This is a genomic window from Nitrospirota bacterium (genome assembly GCA_016178585.1).
Classification (GTDB): Bacteria; Nitrospirota; Nitrospiria; order JACQBW01; family JACQBW01; genus JACOTA01.
The window spans coordinates 1-25,476 of record JACOTA010000071.1 but is presented as its reverse complement, the minus strand read 5'-3'; the positions used below and the strand labels follow the sequence as shown (position 1 = coordinate 25,476).

29 protein-coding genes and 1 pseudogene are annotated in these 25,476 nt (G+C 46.9%); all 30 read left to right on the top strand.

The window, feature by feature from the left end; translation table 11 throughout:
• Positions 1-394 precede the first annotated feature (394 nt).
• Positions 395-1,663 (top strand): flagellar hook-length control protein FliK, encoded by a 1,269-nt coding sequence (locus HYR79_11365; protein ID MBI1822297.1) that lies wholly within the window; start codon positions 395-397, stop codon positions 1,661-1,663.
• A 9-nt stretch (positions 1,664-1,672) separates the two neighbouring features.
• Positions 1,673-2,284, top strand: coding sequence for a flagellar hook assembly protein FlgD (locus tag HYR79_11360; protein ID MBI1822296.1), 612 nt, complete (start codon positions 1,673-1,675; stop codon positions 2,282-2,284).
• Between the two features lie 34 nt (positions 2,285-2,318).
• The gene (locus tag HYR79_11355) at positions 2,319-3,608 is read left to right on the top strand and encodes a flagellar hook protein FlgE (protein ID MBI1822295.1); all 1,290 of its coding nucleotides are present in this window, start codon (positions 2,319-2,321) and stop codon (positions 3,606-3,608) included.
• Between the two features lie 264 nt (positions 3,609-3,872).
• On the top strand, positions 3,873-4,394 hold the full coding sequence (locus HYR79_11350) for a flagellar basal body-associated FliL family protein (protein ID MBI1822294.1): 522 nt from the start codon (positions 3,873-3,875) through the stop codon (positions 4,392-4,394).
• A gap of 23 nt (positions 4,395-4,417) precedes the next feature.
• Positions 4,418-5,413, top strand: a complete 996-nt coding sequence (fliM, locus tag HYR79_11345; protein MBI1822293.1) for a flagellar motor switch protein FliM — start codon at positions 4,418-4,420, stop codon at positions 5,411-5,413.
• Positions 5,394-5,789 carry a flagellar motor switch protein FliN gene (fliN, locus tag HYR79_11340; GenBank protein MBI1822292.1) on the top strand — a complete coding sequence of 132 codons (396 nt, stop codon included), beginning with the start codon at positions 5,394-5,396 and terminating at the stop codon, positions 5,787-5,789. Before fliM ends, fliN begins: the two co-directional genes overlap by 20 nt.
• Before the next feature lie 5 nt (positions 5,790-5,794).
• On the top strand, positions 5,795-6,109 hold the full coding sequence (fliO, locus tag HYR79_11335; GenBank protein MBI1822291.1) for a flagellar biosynthetic protein FliO: 315 nt from the start codon (positions 5,795-5,797) through the stop codon (positions 6,107-6,109).
• Positions 6,096-6,866 carry a flagellar type III secretion system pore protein FliP gene (gene fliP / locus HYR79_11330; GenBank protein ID MBI1822290.1) on the top strand — a complete coding sequence of 257 codons (771 nt, stop codon included), beginning with the start codon at positions 6,096-6,098 and terminating at the stop codon, positions 6,864-6,866. The genes fliO and fliP overlap by 14 nt, the downstream gene beginning before the upstream one ends.
• A 1-nt stretch (position 6,867) precedes the next feature.
• Positions 6,868-7,137 (top strand): flagellar biosynthesis protein FliQ, encoded by a 270-nt coding sequence (gene fliQ, locus HYR79_11325; protein ID MBI1822289.1) that lies wholly within the window; start codon positions 6,868-6,870, stop codon positions 7,135-7,137.
• A gap of 3 nt (positions 7,138-7,140) precedes the next feature.
• Positions 7,141-7,914, top strand: coding sequence for a flagellar biosynthetic protein FliR (gene fliR, locus HYR79_11320; protein ID MBI1822288.1), 774 nt, complete (start codon positions 7,141-7,143; stop codon positions 7,912-7,914).
• A 10-nt stretch (positions 7,915-7,924) separates the two neighbouring features.
• A complete protein-coding gene (gene flhB, locus HYR79_11315) occupies positions 7,925-9,016 on the top strand; it encodes a flagellar biosynthesis protein FlhB (GenBank protein ID MBI1822287.1) in 1,092 nt (363 codons plus the stop codon).
• 3 nt (positions 9,017-9,019) lie between these two features.
• Positions 9,020-11,110 (top strand): flagellar biosynthesis protein FlhA, encoded by a 2,091-nt coding sequence (gene flhA / locus HYR79_11310; GenBank protein MBI1822286.1) that lies wholly within the window; start codon positions 9,020-9,022, stop codon positions 11,108-11,110.
• Complete coding sequence (gene flhF / locus HYR79_11305; GenBank protein MBI1822285.1) at positions 11,100-12,308, top strand: flagellar biosynthesis protein FlhF; 1,209 nt, start codon at positions 11,100-11,102, stop codon at positions 12,306-12,308. Before flhA ends, flhF begins: the two co-directional genes overlap by 11 nt.
• Positions 12,309-12,319: 11 nt before the next feature.
• Entirely contained in the window at positions 12,320-13,147 is an 828-nt protein-coding gene (locus tag HYR79_11300; GenBank protein ID MBI1822284.1) for a MinD/ParA family protein, read from the top strand.
• Complete coding sequence (locus HYR79_11295; GenBank protein MBI1822283.1) at positions 13,148-13,873, top strand: FliA/WhiG family RNA polymerase sigma factor; 726 nt, start codon at positions 13,148-13,150, stop codon at positions 13,871-13,873.
• A gap of 81 nt (positions 13,874-13,954) precedes the next feature.
• Positions 13,955-14,323 (top strand): chemotaxis response regulator CheY, encoded by a 369-nt coding sequence (gene cheY / locus HYR79_11290; GenBank protein MBI1822282.1) that lies wholly within the window; start codon positions 13,955-13,957, stop codon positions 14,321-14,323.
• An 83-nt stretch (positions 14,324-14,406) separates the two neighbouring features.
• Entirely contained in the window at positions 14,407-15,030 is a 624-nt protein-coding gene (locus HYR79_11285; GenBank protein MBI1822281.1) for a protein phosphatase CheZ, read from the top strand.
• 40 nt (positions 15,031-15,070) lie between these two features.
• Entirely contained in the window at positions 15,071-15,841 is a 771-nt protein-coding gene (locus HYR79_11280) for a flagellar motor protein (GenBank protein ID MBI1822280.1), read from the top strand.
• Positions 15,842-15,878: 37 nt separating this feature from the next.
• Entirely contained in the window at positions 15,879-16,631 is a 753-nt protein-coding gene (locus tag HYR79_11275) for an OmpA family protein (GenBank protein ID MBI1822279.1), read from the top strand.
• A gap of 227 nt (positions 16,632-16,858) precedes the next feature.
• Positions 16,859-17,587, top strand: a complete 729-nt coding sequence (flgF, locus tag HYR79_11270) for a flagellar basal-body rod protein FlgF (GenBank protein MBI1822278.1) — start codon at positions 16,859-16,861, stop codon at positions 17,585-17,587.
• 155 nt (positions 17,588-17,742) lie between these two features.
• Positions 17,743-18,521, top strand: a pseudogene (flgG, locus tag HYR79_11265) (flagellar basal-body rod protein FlgG).
• On the top strand, positions 18,521-19,261 hold the full coding sequence (gene flgA, locus HYR79_11260) for a flagellar basal body P-ring formation protein FlgA (protein ID MBI1822277.1): 741 nt from the start codon (positions 18,521-18,523) through the stop codon (positions 19,259-19,261). The pseudogene flgG and the gene flgA overlap by 1 nt, the downstream one beginning before the upstream one ends.
• Positions 19,258-19,941 (top strand): flagellar basal body L-ring protein FlgH, encoded by a 684-nt coding sequence (locus HYR79_11255; protein MBI1822276.1) that lies wholly within the window; start codon positions 19,258-19,260, stop codon positions 19,939-19,941. Before flgA ends, HYR79_11255 begins: the two co-directional genes overlap by 4 nt.
• A 17-nt stretch (positions 19,942-19,958) precedes the next feature.
• Positions 19,959-21,095 (top strand): flagellar basal body P-ring protein FlgI, encoded by a 1,137-nt coding sequence (locus tag HYR79_11250; GenBank protein ID MBI1822275.1) that lies wholly within the window; start codon positions 19,959-19,961, stop codon positions 21,093-21,095.
• Positions 21,096-21,380: a rod-binding protein gene (locus tag HYR79_11245; protein ID MBI1822274.1), complete on the top strand. Its 285-nt coding sequence runs from the start codon at positions 21,096-21,098 to the stop codon at positions 21,378-21,380.
• An 88-nt stretch (positions 21,381-21,468) separates the two neighbouring features.
• The gene (flgM, locus tag HYR79_11240) at positions 21,469-21,792 is read left to right on the top strand and encodes a flagellar biosynthesis anti-sigma factor FlgM (GenBank protein MBI1822273.1); all 324 of its coding nucleotides are present in this window, start codon (positions 21,469-21,471) and stop codon (positions 21,790-21,792) included.
• Positions 21,779-22,327: a flagellar protein FlgN gene (locus HYR79_11235; protein MBI1822272.1), complete on the top strand. Its 549-nt coding sequence runs from the start codon at positions 21,779-21,781 to the stop codon at positions 22,325-22,327. Before flgM ends, HYR79_11235 begins: the two co-directional genes overlap by 14 nt.
• A 4-nt stretch (positions 22,328-22,331) precedes the next feature.
• A complete protein-coding gene (gene flgK, locus HYR79_11230) occupies positions 22,332-23,735 on the top strand; it encodes a flagellar hook-associated protein FlgK (GenBank protein ID MBI1822271.1) in 1,404 nt (467 codons plus the stop codon).
• 1 nt (position 23,736) lies between these two features.
• Entirely contained in the window at positions 23,737-24,618 is an 882-nt protein-coding gene (gene flgL, locus HYR79_11225) for a flagellar hook-associated protein FlgL (protein MBI1822270.1), read from the top strand.
• Between the two features lie 234 nt (positions 24,619-24,852).
• Positions 24,853-25,476: AAA family ATPase (locus tag HYR79_11220; protein MBI1822269.1), on the top strand; the 624-nt coding region annotated here is incomplete at its 3' end.

Here is a 25,476-nt window from a genome sequence, read left to right as displayed (position 1 = left end):
CTATAGGCGCACGAATCCCCAGTTGCCAAAAGGTGTGTTTCTTCCCGGCAAAGCAAACAGGCTCTCTTTCGCGCGCCCTGATGATTTCTATATTACATGATGCCATTTCGTTTGTCTATACAAAAATCCGCTGTAGTATTATATCGGTTAAACAAAGAAAATACTTTAGGATTATTCTGGGTGTCCATTGTCACCTATACTCTTCTGGTAAGAATTTCCCTCTGCCAGGCAAATTTCATCCTTCTTCTGATAACACGGTTAACCCCTTAGTCCATAACATATTGAAATATAATAATTATTTATAAAAATTTATTCTGGCATCCTAATTGCTTTTGTTCTGTCACGAGTAAAAATACTTAGAGAAATTTTCTAAGTCAATTTGAGGAAAGAGTAAATGGTTTCTAATTTTTTAGCGTTGAATCCTGAGTTATCTTTAAACAGTCCGGTAAATGGTCAGGGGCCTGAGCTTTACGCCCATTCCGGTAAAAAGCCCCATTTTGATAAAGTATTAAACCAGCATCTTAATTATTCTAAAAATCTTGTTAAAAATTCAGAGGATCCCATTAATGATCCCAAGATCATCAATGAAAAACCGGTTGTGAATAAAGAAACGAATACGGACGGCAAGAAAGAAAGTGGGACGGAAAAAGGTGAAAATAAGATAGAGGTAAAAGAAGAGAAGCCATCCGTGGTCTTTCAAGATTCTCCGAACGACATCCAGAAAGGTCAAAATCTTCCGGTTTTACTGGATGTGAAATCTGAAGATATGCCCGAACAGATGGAAAAAATAAAAGCGCCTCTTGTAAATCCTGATGACCTGAAGGTCATCAATAGTGGAACGAACAAAGCTCTACTGACAGCCCAAACCCCTTCTGAAGACCAGGGCAACATGCCGGAAGGGAAGGGTTTAAAAGATTCTTCTGTGGCATCCGTTCAGCAGGTACAGCTCAAAGGAGATTCAGCCGATGAACCTTTCATCAACTCCGATCCGCGCCAAAACGGCCAAAATCTATTATTAACAAAGGGGAGTCATCCTATGACTCCCGCGGATCAAGGTGATCAAAAAGAAGGGATACATTCTGGAGAAAAAAATGGCGTTGAAAATAAAACGGATCTGCCGGCAGCGAGCAGTTCTTTTAATCCCTCGATTGATTTATCGCAGAAGGTTGATGAAGGGGCGTCTGGTTTGAAGATCCAGGGATCAAAAGGTGATTTTCTCGAAGTTTTTAACCCTCTTCCGGAGGAGGAGCAAAACGTACTCCGCCAGGTTGCCAATTCTTTTGTTCTACAGCCTGCCTCAAAAGAAGAGAAAATAAGTCTTAAGCTGGAACCTGAATCAATGGGATCGCTTCAGATCGACATTCATCTCCATCATAAAGAGGTAAAAGCCGAAATTATTGCCAGCCACCCTGTTGTAAGAGATTTGCTCGAAAAACATCAGGATCTTCTCAGGAACACATTATTAGAATATGGATTAAAATTCGAAAAACTGTCGGTTTCGGATTCTTCATCTCATTTTAAGCAGAATGATTATCCTCCATCCCGTCTTAGAAAAGGGGAGGAATGGGATAGCCCTGTCAGGCCGGCTCAAGCTATTTCTCAGGGATTACCGGGAATTCAGACGAACCATCGAATGGACCATCAGATTAGTCTTTATGTTTAAGGAGAAAAAATGGACACAACAGGATTAAATTCATTAGGTTCCAATGCATTTTTACGGCTTTTAACCACTCAGCTGAAATATCAGGATCCGCTCAAGCCGATGGATAATACCCAATTCGTTTCTCAACTGGCTCAATTCAGTCAGTTGGAGCAATTGAGTTCCATTAACAAGAGCGTGACCTCCTCTTCTGATGCGATTACCTCCATGAACAATAAAAGTTTGGCGAATCTCATCGGAAAAAACGTGCTGGCCGAAGGGGGAACAGTTGCATTGGCCAATGGAAATTCTTCGTCCATGGCGTATGAATTAAAGGGAGATGCTGCTAAGGTAGAAATCAACATATCAGACAGCGCGGGAAAGGTTGTCCGTACGATGCAGATGGGCCCGCAGGTTGCAGGAATTCAAACCCTTTCATGGGATGGATTATCGGATGCCGGAACCTCCTTACCTCAGGGAGGCTATACCTATTCAGTTTCGGCAAAGAACGTCCAGGGACTTCCTGTATCAGCAACGACTTACACCCAGGGACAGGTCAACGGGGTGATATATGACCAGGGGTCGGCCTACTTGATCATTAACGGAGAGAAAGTGCCGGCGTCAGGTTTACTTCAGATTTATTAACAAAAATCAGGTTTTATAAAAAAAAGGAGAAGCTATGTCAATTTTAACGTCACTTTTTTCAGGAATAAGCGGTTTAAACGCCTACGGCACAGGGTTATCGGTGGTAGGGAATAATATTGCCAATTTGAATACCGTCGGGTTTAAAGACGGGGAAGCATCCTTTGCCGATATTGTCAGTCAGAGTCTGTCGGGCGCCTCAGGAACTTCCCAGGTCGGCCGCGGTGTTTATGTGGACGGAGTGATGACCCAGTTTACCCAGGGTTCTTTTGAAACAACCTCCAACGGTCTCGATCTCGGAATTGAAGGGGACGGTTTTTTCAACTTAAGGGATCCCAACGGAGTGATCAATTATAGCCGAAATGGGACTTTTAACATTGACAAGAATGGCTTTGTCGCCAACCCCGAGGGGTTGTTACTCCGAGGATTCCAGGCCGATCAGGCAGGAAATTTAACAGGCCAGATCGGGGACATCAATCTTGGGTCTACAACCTTTCCTCCTCTTGCCACGGCAAACGCGACTGTGGTTGCCAATCTCGACTCCAGAAGCGCCGTTATTCCAGGCGGGTTCGTTCTGGGCAATCCTTCGCAGACATCCAATTTTTCCGACAGCATTACGGCCTACGATTCTTTAGGGAACAGTCATCTGGTGACCCTCTATTTCACAGAAACTGCGACAGCGGCGGCCGGAAACACCTGGGCCTGGAATGCCGTGGTTAATGCAAAAGATTCATCGACCGGTTCCCCGGCAGTGGGAGCTTCAGGCGTCATGACATTTAACACAAATGGAGCTTTAACCAGCATGAATACAATCAGCAATGCATTTAATTTTTCCAGCGGCGCCACTCAGGGACAGGTTATCGCGTTCAATTTGGGAACCCCTCTTCCGGGCGGAACAGGTTTAAACGGAATCACTCAATATGGGTCAACTTCGGCTGTCTTAAATCAGACTCAGGATGGTTATGCCTCGGGCACTCTTCAAAGCGAATCAGTAAGCAAGGCTGGCATCATCACAGGCCTTTTTACGAATGGTAAAAACCGGACGCTGGCGCAGGTGGTGCTTGCCCGGTTTAATAACCCACAGGGACTGACACATCTTGGAAATAATTTATTTGGAGTCACGGCCGATTCAGGTCAGCCTATCGTTGGAACTCCGAACGCTTCAGGAATCGGGGGGATTCTTTCAAATTCACTTGAACTCTCCAATGTCGACCTTGCGCAACAGTTCGTGAAAATGATTGAGTATCAACGTGGATTTCAGGCCAACGGCAAAGTCATTACGACAACGGATGAGATGTTGCAGGAGCTGGTCAACCTAAAGCGCTAATTAACGATATCATAGGTTTTAAAAAACGCTCTTCATTATGATTATGAAGGGCGTTTTTTTGTCGTCAAACTTATGACACCTCATAAAATTTGTTTGACGCTGATCTACCCCTTCCTCTATTCCATTTCCTTTATTTTTAATAAAAACCTGAAAATTTAAGGGTTTTTAATTGAAAAAAAGAAAGTTTTTATCATGGTATAACCCTTGCATATAGCCTCTCCTGAGTTCGGTTATTCCACTCAATAACTAATCAGAGGGATGAAAATGGCAGATGAACCCAAAAAGGAAGAGATAAAAACTGAACCCCCGAAAAAAGGAAAAAGCAAACTCCTGATTATCATTCTGGCCGGCGCTTTTGTCGTATCAGGCATCGGAGGAGGGGTCTGGTATTTTTTAAGCTCTAAATCGACAGGCCAAAAAAGTTCGGAGAAGAAGGAACAGACCAAATCGGAGTCCAAAAAAGAGGGTGCAAAAGAAGAAGAAAACAGTCCTATCTTTAGCATGGACCCATTCGTCGTAAATCTGATGAGCTCTCAACAGGTTCAGTATCTGAAAGTAACCATAAAGCTCCAATTAAAAAATGAAGAGACTGTCAAAGAAATAACCGATCACCTTCCTCAAGTCAGAGACACCATTCTGATTCTTTTAAGCAGTAAAGATTATGCCGGCGTCAAGACGGTCGAAGGAAAGATGGAGTTGCGCGATGAGATTATCGAGAGGGTGAATACGGTTCTAAAAGGAGAGAAGGTAAAAGCGGCTTATTTTACCGATTTCGTTGTTCAGTAAGAAGAAAGGCTGAGTAAAAAAAGATGGCAGATAAGGTTTTATCGCAAGCTGAAGTCGACGCGCTTCTTAACGGCGTCTCTTCCGGAACTGTCAAAACAGAAGCGGCGCAGGCTCCTTTGGGTATTAGGGCCTATGACCTGACAAGTCAGGACCGGATCATCCGGGGGAGGATGCCCACCCTCGATATTATCAACGAACGCTTTTCACGTGTTTTTCAGGTTACTCTCTCATCGACCCTCAGAAAAACCGTCGAATTTTCTCCTCTCTCCGTAGAAGTTATAAAATTCAATGAATTTATGAGAAGAGTTCCCGTCCCCAGCAGTCTGAATATTTTAAAAATGGAGCCCTTAAGGGGGAATATTCTATTATCGCTGGATGCCCGGCTTGTTTTTATCCTTCTGGATTATTTTTTTGGGGGAAAAGGGCAAACCTATGTTAAGGCCGAAGGGCGTGATTTTACCCCTATCGAACAAAAATTCATCGAAAAAATAGTCGATTTACTTATCGTGGACCTTCAAAAAGCCTGGTACCCGGTCTATCCGGCAACCCTTTCAATGGTACGCCGTGAAATCAATCCTCAGTTTGCCATGATTGTGGCCCCCACAGAGGTGACCATTACGGTTGTTTTCAAACTGGAGTTGGAGGATAAGACCTGGAACATCTACCTTTGCCTTCCTTATCCGACCATTGAGCCTATCCGGGAAAAATTATATGGGGGATTCCAGAGTGATCAACTCGAAGTTGACCGGCAGTGGGGAGAGCGGTTCAAAAATCAATTGCAGGGTTGTAATGTGAATGTCACCGCTGAGCTCGGAACGGCGGACCTTACGTTGAGGGACCTTGGCGAGCTATCCGCAGGAGATATTATTTTATTGGATAAAGGTGTGAATGAGGAGCTTAGGTTGAAAGTCGAGGATCGGACAAAATTTCTCGGGACCGCCGGTATTTTCAACGGAAATACCTCGGTAAAAATAAAAAGAGTGGTCCGTTATCAGGAGGATGAAATCAATGGCGAATGAGACAGAAAATGGCCAGTCAAAACCGGCCGCTGAGATCAAAAAAAATCCACCTGCGGGTGAAGTGAAAAGTGCGGCCTTTTCTCCGATACAGGAGAGTCAAACCGGAGAAGCGATGAAGAATATCGATTTTATTCTCGATGTTCCTTTAAAAGTGAGCGTTCTTCTCGGAAGTGTCCGGATGATGATCAGAGATCTCCTCCAGCTGGGTCAGGGATCGGTCGTCGAGCTTGAGAAGCTTGCAGGGGAGCCGATGGAAGTTCAAATCGGCGACAAGTTGATTGCGCGGGGAGAGGTGGTTGTCGTCAACGACAAGTTCGGGGTCAGGCTTACAGATATCGTCAGCCCGACGGAACGTATTAAACAATTGAATAAATAGGCCCAATGGATCTTTTAACAGGAATTATTAAAACAGGATCAGCTCTGGCATTTGTTCTGGGAATGATCTTCATTGTCAGCCTGCTGGCTAAAAAATATCTCGGAAACCGGTATGGAATTGCCCGGCCAGGCCCCTTTCTCCAGGTCATTCATTCGATCTCGATTGGCTTGAAAAAAGAGATCACCCTGGTGGAAGCCGGGGAGCACTATTTAGTTCTGGGGGTGACGGCCAATCAGATTTCGCTCCTGATCAGAATAAAAAAGGAATCCTTTAATACCACCAATACCTCTCAAGAGAAACATGACCATGAACGGATTTAACAAAAAAAGCCCGATCTTTCTCCTGATTCCTTTTTTAATTTTATTATGGGGAACCCCTGTTTTAGGAGCACAGGGAACAGGTTCCGGCCCCTCTATTTCAATTCAAATGGGAAACGGACAGCCGATCGAAATGTCCGTCGTCATTCAGATATTCCTTTTGTTAACGGTATTATCTCTGGCTCCCGCGCTGTTTATCATGATGACCTCTTTTATCCGTATTATCATCGTTCTTTCATTTTTGAGGCAGGCGCTGGGGACTCAACAGACTCCCCCCAACCAGGTCCTGATCAGTCTGGCTCTTTTTCTGACTTTCTTTATCATGTTTCCGGTCTGGCATAAAATAAATACAGAGGCCTTACAGCCTTACATGGACCATAAAGTCAGCCAGGCAGAGGCCTTGAGCCAGGCGGAAGGGCCGATCAGAGGCTTCATGTTAAAACAGGTTCGTGAAAAGGATCTGGCATTATTCGTTCAGATCTCAAAGATTCCGGCGCCAAGATATTCCAATGACGTCCCCCTCTATGTGATTACGCCGGCGTTCATGATCAGCGAGCTTCGCACGGCGTTCCAGATCGGTTTTTTGATCTACCTCCCGTTCTTAATTATCGATATGGTGGTTGCGAGCATCCTGATGTCGATGGGAATGATGATGCTCCCTCCGGTCATGGTCTCACTCCCCTTTAAATTAATTTTATTTGTTCTCTCTGACGGGTGGTTTTTAGTGATTGGATCGCTTGTCAAAAGTTTTGGAGCTTGAAATGACCCCTGATTTTATCGTTGACCTCGTTCAAAGGACCATTGAGACGACGCTCCTTGTTGTCGCTCCCGTTCTGATGATCAGTTTGATTGCAGGGCTTGCGGTCAGTCTGTTTCAGGCGGTTACCCAAATTAATGAATCGACCCTGACATTCCTCCCCAAGATCCTGGCCGTGGCGCTTGCGCTGGTTATTTTTATGCCCTGGATGATGTCTGTTCTGGTCAGTTTTACGACTCATATGTTGACCAGCATTTCATCCGGAGCGGGATAAAAAATGGATCAACTTATTAACTCCGTCATCAATAACCAAACCGCCTTTCTTTTTATCATGACAAGAGTCTCTTCGTTTATGGCGGCCTTACCCATTCTGGACGGGAAAAGTGTTCCCCATTCCGTTAAAATATTACTGGTCCTGTCGATCGCTTTCGTCTTATTTCCGGTTGTTCATGTCAATCTGCCCTCTCCGGGCCTCTTCGACTGGTTCATTGCTTTTCTCAGAGAAGCTCTCATCGGCCTGCTCATGGGTTTTGGAACCCGGGTGGTTTTCGCCGCGGTCGAGCTCGGCGGAGAGCTTTCCGGCCTTCAGATGGGGTTAAACGCGGCCAATCTCTATGATCCTGCTTCCAGCCGTCAGGTCTCGCTCATCGGAAAATTTGAAGTCTTTATCGCGGTCATGATCTTTTTCGGGGTAAACGCTCACCATATTGTTCTAGAAGCTCTGGTATCGAGTTTTTCGATTCCCTACCAGCCAGAGGTGAGTGTCTCATCCTCTCTGGCGCACTATCTGATCAGAGTGACAGGGGAGATGTTCGTGCTCGGAATGAAAATAGGGATTCCGGTACTGATGACCCTTCTGATGACCACTGTTGCGATGGGAATTCTTTCAAGAGTTGTCCCTCAGATCAATATCTTCTTCCTGAGCTTTCCATTGACGATAGGGCTTGGCCTTTTGATTTTGGGGGCCTCAACGTCCATGATCATTTCATTGGTCAGCCGGGAGTTTCACAACCTTGGCGGGGTACTCAATGAGCTTTTACAGAGGGTGTAGAGGGTAGAGAATGGATACCGACCAGCAGGATAAAACTGAAAAGGCAACTCCAAAGCGCCGTGCCGAGGCGCGTAAGAAAGGGAATGTCCCGAGGAGCCGCGAGGTGACCTCGACCCTTCTTATTCTCGGAGGGGCTTTTATTTTGAGCATTTTCGGCCCCTTAATGATTTCCCAATTTAAAGAGTTGATGATGACGCTCTGGGCGCAATCTTTCTTCAGGCCGATGGATCAAAGAATGTTCTATGGATTGATGATGACAGGGATGGTTGAGAGCATGAAGATCCTCCTCCCCCTTCTTTTTATTTTCAGCGGGATCGCCATCATTTCCATCGTCGGACAGCAGGGATTGATATGGACAGGCTCCATTTTTGCGCCCGACCTCTCCCGTATCAATCCTCTCTCCGGGATCAAAAAACTTTTTTCTCTTCAATCAAGCGTGGAAGGGATAAAAGCCTTTCTCAAACTTTGTCTCATCGGCTATGTCGCCTATTATTCCGTCCGTAAAAATCTTCCCCTGGCGATTGAATCGGTGCAGTCTTCGTCAGAGGATGAGCTGCGGTTGATGGCCGGACTCCTGTTCCATCTTGCGCTATGGATGGGCGGGGTCATTTCTGTCCTGGCAGCCGCGGATTATGGGTATCAGAGATGGGAGTACGAGCGGAAAATAAGAATGACCAAACAGGAGATAAAAGATGAAATGCGGCAACACGAAGGGAGCCCGCTGGTCAAATCCCGGATACGGAGCATTCAGAAACAACTGTCACGAAACAGGATGATTGCCGAAGTTCCAAAGGCGGATGTGGTGGTCACCAATCCGACGAGGCTTGCCGTGGCCCTCATGTATAAGCAGGACTCCATGGGCGCGCCCCGCGTGGTGGCAAAGGGAGCAGGTGTCATCGCCCAGATTATCAGAGAAAAAGCAAGGGAACATGGCATTCCCGTACTGGAAAACAAGCCGCTTGCCCGGTCCCTTTTCAAACAGGTAAAGGTGGGAGGGACCGTCCCCCAGAACCTTTACAGAGCTGTGGCCGAGGTCCTGGCCTATGTTTATCGTCTCCGGGGAAAAATGAATTCAAATCCTCAGAGACCGGGAAAGGCTTAACAAATGGCAGAAACATTAACCCATAACAGACCTGCAGGCATTGTGGTGAAAAGCGGCGCGATGGTCCTCAGTGTCGCCGTGGTGGGAGTTCTTCTTCTGATGATTATGCCTCTTCACCGGGCTGTTCTCGACCTCCTTCTTGTCTTTAACATGGGATTGGCCCTCACCATCATTTTCGTATCGATGTATACCTTAAAGCCGGTTGATTTTTCCGCTTTTCCCTCCATTCTTCTGATTGTCACCCTGTTTCGCCTTTCTTTAAACGTGGCTGCCACGCGCCTGATCCTTATGCATGGGGGAGAAGGCTCCGATGCGGCGGGACAGGTGATCAAGTCTATCGGCGATCTTTTGGTCGGAGGAAGCTATACCGTCGGCCTGATTGTATTCGTTATTTTAATTGTCATTAACTTTGTCGTTATTACCAAAGGTTCAGGCCGTATCGCGGAGGTGGCGGCCCGTTTCATGCTGGATGCCATGCCCGGCAAGCAGATGAGCATCGATGCCGATCTGAATGCCGGGCTGATCGATGATAAGGAAGCGAGAAGAAGGAGACTGGCTATTTCCCAGGAGGCCGATTTCTATGGAGCCATGGACGGGTCCAGCAAATTTGTCCGGGGAGATGCCATTGCCGCCATACTCATTATTCTTGTGAATATTTTTGGAGGGTTGGTGATCGGCGTCCTCCAAAAGGGAATGAGCCTGTCTGAAGCCGCCCAGAATTTTACTCTTCTGACCGTGGGTGAAGGGCTTGTTGCTCAATTTCCGGCTTTAATCATTTCTACCGCCGCCGGCATCGTGATGACAAGGGCCGCGGCCGAATCTAATCTCGGAACAGAAGTCGGCAACCAGATCATGGTCCACCCACAGGCGATCCTGGGAGCTTCCGGGATCATCTTTTTCCTCGGCCTGATGCCGGGTTTTCCCCATGCCGCCTTTATTCTCCTTGCGGCAATGATGGCAGGGGGTGGAATCATGGTCAGGAATACCCGTGAGAAGGCAAAAGCGCAAGAAGAGGTCGAAAAGGCGAAACCGGCCGTTCGGGAGGAAAAGGCTGAAGGAATTGCGCCTCTCGACCTGATGGAGCTCCATATTGGATATAGCCTGATCCCTCTGGTTGATGAATCAAAGGGAGGGGAGCTTCTTAAAAGAATCAGCGCCATACGGAAACAGCTGGCTTCGGAACTGGGGTTTGTCATTTCACAGATTCATATCCAGGATAATCTGAAGTTGAAGCCGAATGAATATCAAATCTTAATTAAAGGAATCGAAGTGGCAGGGGGTGAGGCCATGGTCCATCATTACCTTGCGATGACCCCTTCGGGCATAGACCGGGGGATTCAGGGAATCCCTACAAAAGAACCCTGCTATGGACTTCCCGCGATCTGGATTAATGAAAAAGAAAAAGAACGGGCACAACTGGCCGGATACACCGTAGTGGATACCGCTTCGGTCCTTGCCACCCATCTGACGGAAGTCATCAGAAATAACGCCCACGAACTGGCAGGCCGGCAGGAGGTCCAACAGCTGATTGACCTGTTCAGCAAACAGTCGCCGAAGCTGGTTGAAGAATTGATCCCGAACCTTTTATCTCTTGGGGGAGTTGTCCGTGTTCTTTCACGGCTTCTGGCGGAGAGGGTCCCGATCCGTGATTTTAGAACGATCCTGGAAACCCTTGTCGACCACGCCTCCGTAACAAAAGACCCGGATATTCTTGTCGAGTACGTTCGGCAGGCGTTGGCCAGAACGATCACTCACCAGTACCAGTCTCCGGACCGGTCTCTCACGGTCATCACGCTCGATCCCAGGCTCGATCAGGCCATTGCCTCGGCGATTCAACAAACCCCTAACGGGACGTTTTTGACGCTGGACCCTGTCTGGACGCAAAAAGTCCTTCAAAAGATCAAACAGGCGTCTGACAGAATGATTTTAAAAAATGTTCAGCCGGTTCTCCTCTCTTCTCCTGTGGTAAGGCCGCACCTGAGAAAACTGACGGAAAGGCCGTTTCCGGCCATTCCGGTTCTATCGAGCAATGAAGTGGTCAAACAAATCAAGATTCAATCCTTTGAGAATATAAAACTGCCCGATGAAGATTAAGAAATTTGAAGCTTTAGAGATGTCAGAGGCCCTGAGAGCGGTCAGGGAAGAACTCGGCCCGAATGCGGTCATCCTCTCAACCCGCGAAGTGAGAAAAAAGGGGGGGATATTCGGGCTATTGAGCCGTCCTTTTGTGGAAGTGACCGCGGCGATAGACCCGCATCCGGTTCTCAAGAAAAATGAAGAAAATAAAGATTCATTTGAAAAGACTCTCAAGGAGATTAATTCCCTGAAAGAGGAAACCCCTTCGGCTGGCTTGTTTGAAGAAGACCCGCACGATTTAAAAGCATCCTTCGAGAAATTCAGAAAGGAGTGCCAGATTGAAAATGGACAGTTACGGGTTTGCCTGGAAGAAATGCGGAATGAAATGAGGAGGATTTCGGGATATAGCCTCCGGCAGCCGGAGGCTGAAATTTTCCCTTCCCGGTTGACTGCTCTTTTAGACCGTTTGGTGTCAAACGGGCTCGATAGGGGGACGGCTTTTGGTTTGGTCCATTTATTATATGAAAAGCTGACTCCTGAAGAACTCGAAGACTCCGATGCTGTAAAAGTTTATATCGAACAGATGGTGGCGGGCATCTTTAACAGGATTACCCCTCCCGGCGGCGAGGGGGAGAAAGAAATGCCGGCCATGGCTTTTGTCGGTCCGACCGGATCGGGAAAAACCACGACGCTTATCAAACTTGCCTCGCAATATGTTACGAAAAAGACGCCTGTAACCTTGGTAACGCTCGACACCTGCCGCGCGGGAGCGATCGAACAGTTGAAGATTTATGGGAGGATCATCGGGGCTCCTGTTTGTGCCGCCCCCACTTCTAATGAGCTGAGAAAACTCATTAAACAAAAGAAGAAAAATGAGGTTGTGTTGATTGATACCCCCGGAAGGAACTATCTGAATTCCGATCAAATGTCCGAATTAAAAGATCTGGAAGGGATATCCGGCCCTCTTGAAACGCATCTGGTTCTCTCTTCGCAGACCCGGGAAAAAGAGTTGAGCCGGATGATCGGACACTTTTCAGTGATTCCAATTGACCATCTGGTTTTTACAAAGACCGATGAAGTCAGGCCTTTGGGTTTTCTGCTGACCGTCATGAAAACCAATCGCAAACCGATTTCATATCTGACGACAGGACAGCGGGTCCCGGATGATATTGAAATCGCGACACCCAAAAAAATGACCGAACTTATTTTAAATTAAACGGAGGAGCCGTGGAAATAAATAAAAGAGTGAATTTTCCAAAAGTCATTGCAGTTACCAGCGGGAAAGGGGGAGTGGGAAAGACAAATGTGGTCGCCAATCTGGCTGTCTCCCTCTCCAAATTAGGGCAATCGGTTGTTGTTCTGGATGCCGATCTGGGGCTGGGAAATCTCGATGTCCTGTTTGGAAAAATACCGGATTTCACGCTTGAAGATGTGATTCTGGGGAATAAGAGTCTTGCAGAAGTGATCATCGATGGGCCATCGGGTATCCGTATTCTCCCCACTTCATCGGGTGCGGAGGATTTGACATTTCTGTCAGATGAACAAAAATTAAATCTTTTGGCGGAGTTTGACCGTTTGGAGCGAAAGGTTGATGTTTTACTCATCGATACGGGGGCCGGTATTTCTTCCAATGTCATTTATTTCAACACGATTGCGCAGGAAATCATTGTGATCTCCTCTCCCGAGCCGACTTCTATGACCGATGCCTATGCGGTTATGAAGGTCCTCTCACAGCGCCATGGGGAAAAAAAGTTTAAGATTCTTGTGAATATGGCCAGAAATGAAAAAGAGGGAAAGGAAGTTTTCCAGAGGCTTAGAATAGTTTCGGACAAATATTTAAATGTTTCCCTTGAATATATCGGTTTTATCTCCAGGGATGACTATCTTCCCATGGCGGTTGCAGAACAAAGGGCGGTCGTCGAGAAATATCCCTCGGCCAGGTCATCCCGGGAATTTAATCTCCTGGCCAAAAATATACTCGATTGGCCCGCTGACGATATCCCGAAGGGAAACATCCAGTTGTTCTGGAAAGGTATGGTAGCAGGAGCTTTTTAAATGGAAAAGGGGCCAGAAATGCCTGTCCTGCAGGATCGTGAAAAATTAATTGAGGAGTTTGTCCCGTTGATCCGGTTTATCGCATTCCGTTTTTCTTTCCGGCTTCCTCCTTCAATGGATATGGATGATTTAGTGAGTGCCGGAATCATGGGCCTGATGGATGCCGCCGGAAAATATGATTCCACGAAGAATGTCCAATTTAAGACCTATGCGGAATTCAGGATCAGGGGGGCCATGCTGGACGAAATCAGAAAGCAAAATTGGGTCCCGCGTTCGGTGTACGATAAGATGTCAACGCTTCAAAAAGCGCAGACAGACCTGACACGCTCCCTGGGGCGGCCTCCTTCTGCTGAAGAATTGGCCGGTGAACTTAAAATGACCCTGGAGGAAATGGAAAAATTCATGGTCGATACTCGATCGCTTACAATGATCAGTCTGGAAGACCTGGGACTGAATAAATACCGGGAAGACCTTTCCATCGGCAAGATTCTGGAAGGAGATTCCTGCAACCCTCTTCTTGGCCTTCTGAATCAGGAGAGGAAGGAAAAATTGATTCAGGCGGTCCATACCCTGACAGAAAAGGAACAGCAGGTTATCTCCTTCTATTATGTTGAAGAACTGACCATGAAACAAATCGGTCAGATTCTGGAGATCTCGGAATCCAGGATTTGCCAGCTCCACACCCAGGCGATTTTAAAGCTGAAAACAGCTCTTATCAATGATTGAATGAGGTGAATGGATCAAAAGGGGTAAATTTAACAATAAAATTAATCTAATAAAAAGAGGGGTGCTATGCCAGATTTAAATATGAAATTGCTTGTGGTGGATGATATGTCCACCATGAGGCGGATTATTAAAAACGCTCTCAAACAGTTCGGTTTTGTAAACATAGAAGAGGCAGAAGACGGCAACAGCGCATTGGCAAAACTTAGAGCCGAGAAGTTTGATTTTGTGATTTCCGACTGGAACATGCCGAATATGACCGGCCTGGACCTTCTCAAGGCGATACGGCAGGACCCCGCATTAAAAGCACTACCGGTTTTAATGGTGACCGCGGAGGCCAAAAAGGAAAATATTATGGAAGCCATTCAGTCAGGGGTCAGTAATTACATCGTTAAACCCTTTACCGCTGAAAGCCTTAAAGAAAAGATCGATAAAATCTTTGAACCTAAATAACAGATCAAATTCTAGCCGGAGAAAAACACCCTATGGAATTGGAAAACAAAAATTTGCCGGAGACAATAGACGGAGAGAAGGCCATGATGAATAATCAAACTCAGCAGAAAACTCAACTTGATGAGCCGGGAGGCTCCGTGGGTTTATATGATGCCATTGGCAGGCTCGCGAAAGATATGAATGACATGTTGATGAAACAGCAGGCCATCGAATCTCAAGTCAAGACCGCATCGGAAGATCTCCCCTTTGTTACCGGCCAGCTGTCTGACCTGAACCGTTTTACGGAAGAGGAGACGCATAAAATCCTTGAATTTACAGAAACGGTTTTAAATAACCATGACCTGTTATCGGCAAAATTAAAGTCTCTGGAAACCGATATCCATTTTCCTGATCGGTCAAGCTTCGGAGACCGGTTGTCCGAAATGAATGGTTTGATCAAAGAAAATAAAAAAGTCCTGATGGATATCCTGACCGGACTTTCTTTTCAGGACCTCGCGGGGCAAAGGCTAAAGAGAATGGACGTTGTCTTACAGGAACTCCAGGCCCGTATTCTCAAGCTGGTGGTGACCTATGGAATGGAAAAAAGAGGGGAAGATCTGGCGGTCTCAAAACAGAGGGCTTTATTAAATGAACTTGAATCCTCAACCGGCTCTAAAAAAATGGGACAAAATCAGGTCAATGATATTCTTAAGGAATTTGGATTTTAAAGAAACCTGAGGGAGTATCGAAATTGAGGTTTAAGCCATAATGGACATATTAACAGTTGCCGGAATTGTATTGGGATTGTCCGCTCTTATAGGCGGTCAATTTCTGGAGGGGGGGAGTGTCCAGTCCCTTATGCAATTCACGGCTGCTATCATTGTTATGGGAGGGACTCTGGGGGCCGTCATGGTCCAGTTTACCCTCCCTGTTTTTATTCGCGCCATGAAGATGGGCCTGGAGGCTTTCAGCTCTCCCAGGGATCATTCCCTCGATTATATTGGAAAAATCGTTGAGTATGGGAATGTGGTCCGGAAACAGGGGATACTCGCGCTTGAGAGTAAAGTCAAAGAGGTCAAAGATCCTTTTCTTAAAAAAGGGCTCCAGCTTTTAACCGACGGGATTCAACCGGGCCAGTTGAGAGAAATACTTGAAGTTGAAAGCGCGTTTCGTGAAGAATACCATGTCATGTCTGCCAGGGTGTTTGACGCGGCAGGGGGATATTGTCCTACATTCGGAATCATTGGAGCGGTCATGGGCCTTATTCATGTGATGGAAAATCTTGCCGATCCTGGAAAACTGGGGGCTGGAATCGCCGTTGCCTTTGTCGCGACGATTTACGGCGTCCTTGCGGCCAATTTGATTTTTTTGCCATTGGGCTCCAAACTGAAATTGAAGGGAAGAATGGAAGGAATCACCAATGAACTGGTGATCGAAGGCCTTATTTCGATTGCCGGAGGGGAGAACCCCCGTATGATTCAGGAAAGGCTCGAAGGTTTTCTCAAAGAGTCACAGAAGAAAAAATTAAAAAAGAAATAAACTCCCATTGCTTAATACCTGATTTCGAGACTCCCTCATGAAAAAGAAAAAAGAAGAAGAACATGAGAATAACGAGCGGTGGCTCATTTCCTACGCCGATTTTATTACGCTGTTATTCGCTTTTTTTGTGGTCATGTATTCTGTCTCGGCCATCAATGAAGGGAAGTTTAAAGCTGTTTCCGAGGCAATTCGCTCCTCCTTTAACCCGATTATTCCCTTTTCAGCCACCAATATCAGAATCACAGAAGACCAGGAAGGGACCCGAACCCAGGATGAGGTTTTTGATATCGGGATTCTCTTATTCCACAAAATCACGCTGGCCATCAAAGAAATTGATAATACGGGCAAGATCAAGGTGGATAAAGGGGCGAGGGGGGTCGTCATCCGTCTTCCGGATACGATGGTTTTTGAATCGGGTAAAGCGGATATCCTCCCTGGATTTAGCGACTCTCTTGCCAGGATCGGCAACCTGATCAAGGATCTCCCCAATGCCGTTCAGGTGGAAGGTCATACGGATAATTTACCGATAAAAACCCCCCTTTATCCATCCAATTGGGAGCTTTCTACCTCCCGGGCCGCCGCCATTGTACGCCGGCTAACCACCCTGTCGATCAGTCCGGACCGGCTTTCCGTTGCCGGTTATGGAGAATTCCGGTCAATCGCCTCTAACGATACCCCCGAAGGGAGGGCTAAAAATCGTAGGGTCGAAATTATCATACTGGAACCAAAAGATAACAAAAAAGAGGCGATCCCGGATTCCCAAAAAACAGCTGTAAAAACATCTTCTTGAATTACGGCAGGCTCTGCCTACTTTAATCGGCAAAAACTTCCTCCTTTCCTGATCCGTCTAAATTTTTCTATCAGAATTCTCTCTTTTTTGCCTCTTTTTTAGAATATTTCCTTATTCCGTTCTTTTCAGAATACTGGTATAGCTCTTGCATTACAACTCTTACAGGTTGATCAATCAAGAGAAACTACTTAAAAATCCTGGCCGTTTAGAAGGGGCCAGGGGAGAGAATGATGAATGCTATCTATCCCATGATGTCCGGCGCCATCGCCCAGGAAAAAAACCTGGAAATAATTTCGAATAATATCGCCAATGTCAATACCGCCGGGTTTAAAAAAGACCGGGGACTTTTTATGGGGTTGGATCCTCTGGGGGATTCCACTCCGGGAAAAGATAAAGGCGTTCTTCCGGTTTACGGATTCTTGAACCAGACAAGAACAGATTTTTCCCCCGGTGCGATTCAGAGTACAGGGGAGCCTCTCGATTTAGCCATAGAAGGGGATGGATTCTTCTCAGTCCAAACCCCTGAAGGGATTCGATATACCCGAAAGGGAAATTTTACTTTGAATTCAGAAGGCCAGATATCGACTGCAGAAGGAGGACTCTTAATGGGAACGTCAGGTCCCATTACCCTTCCCCCTGGGACAGTCCATGTCGATCAAGCAGGAAAAGTTTCAGTCAATGGAAGTGAAATAGATTCGCTACAAGTGGTTTCGTTTTCCAATCCCAATCATCTCGCCAAAACCGGAGGAACTTTTTTTGAAGCAGGGGGAGAGGGAGCGCTCCCTGCCGCTGAAGCTAAAATCCATCAGGGGAGCATAGAAGGATCGAATGTCAATCCGGTTGAAGAAATGGTCTCGATGATCAGAGTCATGAGACTTTATGAAGCGGCGCAAAAGGTTATTCATGCCGTGGATGATATGGCCTCCAAGGCCTCGAATGAAATAGGAAAAGTATAAAAGCAAACAGGCAAAGAACAATCTGGCCGTTGAGAAGTGGCCAGAGGCAAGGCCGCAGAAGCGAGGCAACCGGAGTGTACGCGATTAGTACATGAGGATTGTCGAGCGACGAGAACGCAGCATATGGCCGCTTATCAACGGATCAGGAGGGAGAAATTATGAAAGCATTAATGATAGCAAGTACCGGCATGGCCGCCCAGCAAGTTTCCGTAGAAATCATTGCAAACAACCTGGCCAACATGTCGACGACAGGTTTCAAACGAAGCACCGGAGAATTCCAGGATTTGATGTATCAAACGTTAAAGACCGCCGGAACCTCCACCGGGACAGGAACTTTGCCGGTAGGTGTTCAGATCGGTTCCGGGGTTCGGACGGTCGCGGTCCACCGGATTTTCGCCGAAGGGGAATTCCAGCATACTCAAAATCCTTTAGATCTGGCCATCGAAGGGGATGGTTTTTTTCAGGTCAGTCTGCCAGACGGATCAACGGCCTACACAAGGGCAGGGGCTTTGAAGCAAGACGCAGATGGAAAGCTGGTCACTTCAGACGGTTACCCTGTTCTCCCAAGCCTTACCATACCTCCGGATGCAATATCGATATCGATTTCACCGCAAGGAGCCCTTTCGGTCACCAAAGCCGGCGCCGTCGCGCCCGTTCAGATCGGAACAGTTGATCTGGTCCGCTTTACCAATCCGGCCGGACTCAACAGCCTTGGGAAAAATCTTTTTTCACCCACTCTCGGCTCCGGAGAAGCGCTGACCGGCTCTCCCGGCTCAGCGGGGTTCGGAACTCTTTTACAGTCGAAAACTCGAATGTGAACATTGCCGAAGAAATGGTCAGAATGATCATTGCCCAGAGGGCTTACGAAATCAATTCAAAAGCCATCCAGACTTCCGATGAGATGCTTGGCATGGTCAATAACCTGAAGAGATAATGATGATGAAAAATGCGCTATTGATATTTTTAACCGCAGGGCTTTGTTTCGGCTGGATCAATCAAGCCGTTTCCGATTCCGGGGCCGAAGATAAATCCTCCGGAGGAGCCAAAATAAAAAGTTTAATCCGCCATTACGTTTCTGATCGGCTTTCCGTTCCGGAGTCTGAAATTGAAGTCCGGCTGGCAACCTCTATCAATGAACCTTCCAGCCCCGGACTTTCGGAAAAAGAATATTCTATTCATGAAGGGAATCCCGGTCTGTTGTTGGGCCATACGGTATTCTTGATCAATTCTCTTAAAACCCCGGAAGGATCCCGGCCTCAATGGGTGGTTGCGGATGTTGAACGGATTTACTCTGCCATCGTACCCGTTCATCCGTTAAAAAAGTTTCAGATTGTTCAGCCGGAGGATGTTGAGATTAAACAGGTCCATTCTTCCAGCCGTGAAGAGCCTGTAAGATATCTGGCGAAAACCGTCGGAAAGAGGGTGACACAACAGGTCATGCCGGGAATTCCGCTGACCGAGGCTCTTCTTGAGACCGCGCCTCTTTTCCACACTGGCGATCGTGTGACCTTGCTGGTCGAGACAGGAAGCGTGGTTATTACGGCGCCGGGAAGGGCGATGGAAGAAGGTTTTAAGGGAAAAATCATTTCCGCGGTAAATCTGGAATCACGCCGGGTGGTCTACGGCGAAGCGTTGGATGGAAAAACGATTAAAATAGGGCACGTGGCGCCATGAAAAACTCTCTTTTTCTCATTATTTTGATGATCACTGGCATGATCTCAGCCTGCGCAAGTTTAGATCGCACGGCTCGTTCCAGATCCATAGAAGAGTCCGTGATGCCTTCTTTAACAGATATTGAAAAGACAACCTCTGCCGAGGGATCTCTCTGGCGTGGAAATTCCTCGAAGGCTTTTTTTTACCAGGACCCCAGGGCCGGGCAGGTCGGCGATCTGGTTAAGGTTCTGGTGGTGGAAAACGCAAAAGGGAGTAAAGACGCCGCGACAAAAACCGGAAGAACCTCCTCGATAAAAGCCACGACCGGGGCTTCATTGGGTCTTCCGACAAACACCACGAATAATCTTCAGGCAGGAGGCTCTTATACCGACCAGTTTGACGGAAACGGATCGACATCACGGGATCAATCGTTGACAGCAACGGTTCCCTCGGTTGTCACCCGGGTCTATCCCAACGGCAACCTTTTTATTAAAGGGCGCCGCGAAGTGATGATTAATAATGAAAAAGCAACGATTTCCGTGGCCGGCATTATCAGGCCTGAAGATATCGGTCCGCAAAACACGATTATATCGACCGCTATAGCGGAAGCTAAAATTGAATACACAGGAAAAGGAGTCCTTGCAGATAAACAGCATCCCGGCTGGCTGATCAGAATGCTCGCCTGGGTCTGGCCTTTTTAATGGAGAAAATAAACCCGATGAAACACTATTTAAAAAGTAAACGAAGCCGGACAGCGATCTTTTCCTTTTTGAGCCTTTTTTTTATTCTTTATTCGGCTTCTATTTCAGAAGCCGCCAGAATCAAAGATATCGCAAATATCGAGGGGATCAGGGAAAACTCATTGGTCGGTTACGGCCTGGTCATCGGGTTAAATGGGACCGGGGACAAGTCGGGGACCACTTTCACCATCCAGAGTCTTGCCAATATGTTAAACAAAATGGGGATAGCTGTTGATCCTTCGGCCATAAAAGTCAAGAATATCGCCGCCGTTATGGTTACGGCGAAGCTTCCGCCTTTTATCCGGCAAGGAAGCCGGATCGACGTCGCCGTTTCTTCTCTGGGAGATGCGACCAGCCTGCAGGGAGGAACGCTTCTGGTCACCCCTTTAAAAGGAATTGATCAACAGGTCTATGCAATCGCCCAGGGGGCGGTTTCAATAGGAGGGTTCCTCGGCGGAAAAGAGGGAGACAGTGTTCAGAAAAACCATCCTACCGGAGGAAGAGTCCCCGGCGGAGGCCTCGTTGAAAACGAAGTTAAAGTAAATCTTGAAGGAAAAGAATCTATTAATCTGGCGTTAAAACAGCAGGACTTTACGACGGCGATGCGTCTTTCTCAGGCCATTAATAAAGGACTTAACCTTGAAGACGCCGCTTCTCCCGTTAACTCGGAAATCGTTCAGATTAAAGTCCCCGAAAATTATAAAACAAGAGTGGTGGAATTGATTTCATTGGTCGAAGGGCTCGATGTTCCGGTAGATGTTCCGGCCAGGGTCGTTGTGAATGAAAGAACCGGAACGATTGTCATGGGGGAACAGGTGAGGATCTCCGATGTCGGAATATCCCATGGGAATTTAACCATCCGGGTCAAAACCGATTTACAGGTTTCTCAGCCCTCTTCTTTTGGGCCTGAAAGCTCAAAAACAGTGGTCGTCCCTAAAAGGGAAACCTCTGTTACAGAAGAAGACGCGCGGATGGGTGTTTTAAAAGGAGGGACAACTTTAGGCGAAGTGGTATCAGCCCTGAACGCGATAGGGGTGACGCCGCGGGACCTCATCGCGATCCTTCAGGCGATGAAGGCCGCAGGGGCGCTTCAGGCCGAACTGGAGATTTTATAAATGAACCCTATAAACCCTTCAACCTATCAACCTATCAACCTATCAACACCTTCTGATCATAAGAAGATAGCTGAAGCGGCCAGGGGATTTGAGGCATACTTTGTGCATCAATTACTTCAGGAGATGAGAAAAACCATCCCTCATAATGGCAATGGATTCGGCGGCGGCTTTTATGAAGGTTTATTTGATGAGGCTCTGGCTGAAAAAGTGGCCCAGGGAGACGGGATAGGGATGGTAAAAACCATCATGAATAAAATTTATCCCCCATCCGATAAAAAAGTCTAAAGTTTTGGTTTCAATGTGCCGATAAGTTAATTGAAGGCCCTTCAAAATGGAAGGAAAACATTAACTTATTGTTTTTAAAGGAGTATTTATGAAAATCCCGGATTATAACGGCCCAAAATTTCCGGAAATAAGCAGGACTGAGAAACCATCTGTCCAAAAAAAGTCCATTTCTGAGTCTTCTGAAAATGGGGATATTTCGACTAAAGATTCCGTTAAAATTTCTTCGGAAGGGGAAGAATTACAAAAAACACACCAGGCTATTCTTTCTCAATCTGAATTCAACGCTGGAAAAGTTGCTGAAATCAAATCACAAATGGAAAAGGGTCAATACAAGATCGATCCCGAACGGATAGCCAATTCAATTATCCGGGAAACTCTTTTAAACAGAATGAGACAAGATGATGAAAAATAATTCTGTTATGCTTCCATCTGCAGGCAGGTCCCGGTTCATCCCCGACGATTCCCTCATAAACCTTCAGTTTCTTCTGGATGAAATGACCCGCCTGTTACAACAGTTTGTTAAATCCCTGCAACAGGAAAAAACTCTGATCATCGACGGCTCTCCGGAAGAATTGATGCGATGTGTCGAAGAGAAAGACGCGGTCTTGCATCGGGTAAGTCTTCTGGAAAAAAAGAGTCAATTCATGGTCCAACAGATCAGTCTGGCGGCAGGAAAAAAAGAGACTCTCGCCCTCAGACAGCTCATTCCCATGATTCAAGGATCATTTAAAACCCGGTTTGAGAGGTCTCTTTCGGGGCTCGAGGCTCTGTCAGCCAGCATTGCCGAGTTGAATCAAATCAACGGCTTGCTGGTTGAAAAGACATTAAAAAGAGTTTCTGACCTGGTTCAGCTTATTCACTATCTGTCGGGGAATACGGCGACTTATACGGCGTCCGGCGCTATGGAAGAACATTCTCTTCCCGGCAGAATTTTAATTAAAGGTTAATGAAATGTCAGGACTATTCGGAATTTTTGATATCGGAAAATTAGCGATGCAGGCCAATCAAAAGGCCATTTCCGTCACTTCCAACAATATCGCCAATGTAAATACGCCGGGCTATTCCCGTCAGGAAGCTATTTTTGAAACGACTCCCTCGGAGCAAACCGGAGCAGGTCCGATCGGCACCGGTGTCCAGATCGGGCAGATCAGGCAGATGGTCGACAAATTTTTGGAAGGCCAGATTCAGTCAGAGAATTCCAGTCTCGGAGGGTACCAGGTTGATCAAAACACGCTCAGCCGGTTGGAGAGCATCTTTAACGACTCTCAGGGAACAGGCCTTCAACAGGCCCTTGGCGGATTTTTTAGCTCCCTTCAGGATCTTGCTAACAAACCTCAGGGCCTTACCGAACGGACGATGGTTTTATCAAAGGCCCAGATACTTTCTCAACAGTTTGCCAACGCCTGGTCACAGATGCAGGATATCCGGAACAATCTGAACAGCGATGTTGCCGGAACGATCAATACGGTCAATTCGCTGGCGGCAAGAATTGCCGAGTTGAACGGACGGATCAGCCAGACCGAGATAACCGGCCAGCAGGCGAATGACCTTCGGGACCAACGCGGGAGGCTCCTCAATGAATTGGCCGATAAAATTGATATTTCAACGTTTGAAAACAGCCAGGGCCAGATGACCGTTATGATTACAGGAGGGAAGCCTCTGGTCGAAGGGATCCGGACAAACGCCATTCAGGGCGCTGTCAATCCCGGGAATTCCGGATTTTTAAATATTGAGTTTGTCCCGGCGAACGGAACCCCTGTAGATATTACTTCTTCAATCGCCGGCGGGCGGTTAAAGGGTCTGCTCGATATGCGGGATAACGTGGTTCCCGGGTTTATGACCCAGCTTGACCAGCTGGCGTCGGCGGTTATTACCGAGGTTAATCTACAGCATCAGGCCGGTTTTGATTTAAACGGCAATGCCGGAGGAAATTTCTTTGCTCCGACCGCACCGGGAGCAAGCGCCGCCGGAACGATGGCCGTGGCGATTGCCGCACCAAACCTGATAGCGGCATCCTCTACAGCGGCGGGTGTTCCGGGGGATAACGGCAATGCTCTTTTGCTAGCCCAACTGCAGAATAAGTCTGTGGCGGCCCTTGGGAGCGCGACTTTTCAAGATTTTTACGGCAATTTTGCGGGCCAGATCGGGACGCAAGCCCAGTCTGCGCAGTGGAATCTATCGGCTCAAAAAGGGATGATGCAACAATTGAGCGCCCGGCGGGAATCGTTTTCCGGCGTATCTCTCGACGAAGAGATGACAAATCTGATGCAGTACCAGAGGGCTTTTCAAGCTTCTGCCCGGCTGATTACGTCGGCGGATGAAATGATGCAGACTCTACTGGATATGAAGAGGTAAGATGCGCGTATCAGAACAGATGATCTATAATTCATTGATTGATTATATGCAGAAGAATACGGATGCTTTACTGCAACCTCAGCAAGAGATAGCGTCGGGAAAGAAAATAAACCGGCCTTCCGATGATCCCCTTGGATTTACGAAAGTGGTCAGTCTGAATGCCATGAAAGGAAAACTCAATCAATACCTGAGAAATCAGGATGCCGCCCAGAGTTTTATGGAAGCCACAAATAGCGCACTGGACCAGGCATCCAAAATCCTGAGTGATATTAAAAGTGTCGCGCTTAACGCGGCTTCAGGATTAACCCCTCAGTCTCAGCAATATGACTCAAATCTTCTTGCCGGCAATATGACATCTCTTCTTGAAGTCGCCAATACCAGTTTCCAGGGAGAGTATCTCTTTGGGGGATTTAAAAACGGAGCTCTCCCTTATAACAGCGCCGGAGTTTATCAGGGAGACGGAGGCCAAATCATGACAGAGATCGGTCCCGGTGCAACCGTTCAACGGAATCTTCCGGGACAGGATGTTTTTGGAACTGCCTTAGGAGGGGTTGATATCTTCGCCACGATCCAGGCCCTTCAGACCGCGATAAACAGCAACAATCCGGCCGGAATTCAGGCCGCGCTCGCCCCCCTGGATACTGCCCAACAGCAGATCTTGAATGCCCAGGGTATTCAGGCCACCCGAGTGGTCAGTCTTGATTCCACCCGGGATTATGTCAAAAACCTTTCTCACACGACGACAACGATCCGGTCTCAGCTTGAAGATGCCGACATGGCGACTGTCATCACCCAGTTTAATGCGCAACAGACCGCCTTACAGGCTGTTCAGGCGATGGCGTCAAAAGTCATGAACCTCAACCTGGTCAATTTTCTGAAATAGGCACTTTTCTCCTGGTATTATTTTCCAAGGGGCTCGCGTCGCCCCCTTCACCGTAGGGGCGACCCCCTGTGGTCGCCCAGGGCAGGCACAGGGGCCTGCCCCTACTGGCAAAATATGATTAATATTGTCCCCTCATTCGGTCTACAAATATTTTTTTCCTATTTTTATATATTTTGTATTTGACAAATGTAAAATATCAGATATAATAAACTTACTGGATTGTTTTGGTAGCTTATGACTGTTATTAGAGATGTAACCGAAAAAGCCCAAAAATATCTTGAGACAGAGGATATCCTTCTTTTTATCGGTTCCCGCCAAGCTGGTAAAACGACAATCTTGAAACAACTGCAAAAAATTCTGCAAAAGAAGGGGCAACCGTCTCATTTTATCAATCTTGAAGATCCCGATTATCTTAAACTCCTGAATGTTTCGCCTAAGAATCTTTTTAAAATATTTTCACTCGACCTCCGTCAAAACACTTTCATCTTTATTGATGAAGTGCAATATCTGGAAAACCCCTCGAACTTCTTAAAATATTTTTATGACGAATATCGCGGAAAAATAAAACTTTGCGTCTCCGGCTCTTCTGCATTCTATATTGACGAGAAATTTAAAGATTCTCTGGCCGGGAGAAAAAGAATGTTTTATGTTTTTACCTTTTCATTCAGAGAGTATTTAAGGTGCAAAGGGGAAGATGATCTGTCGCAGAAAGATTTCAACTCTCTCTCGTTATCTGAAAGAGAAAAAATTTCATTCTTCTACCAGGAGTATATTATTTATGGAGGCTATCCACGGGTTGTTCTGGCCCCGCTGGAAGAGAAAGTGGAAATCCTGAGAGACCTGGCTTATTCGTATGTT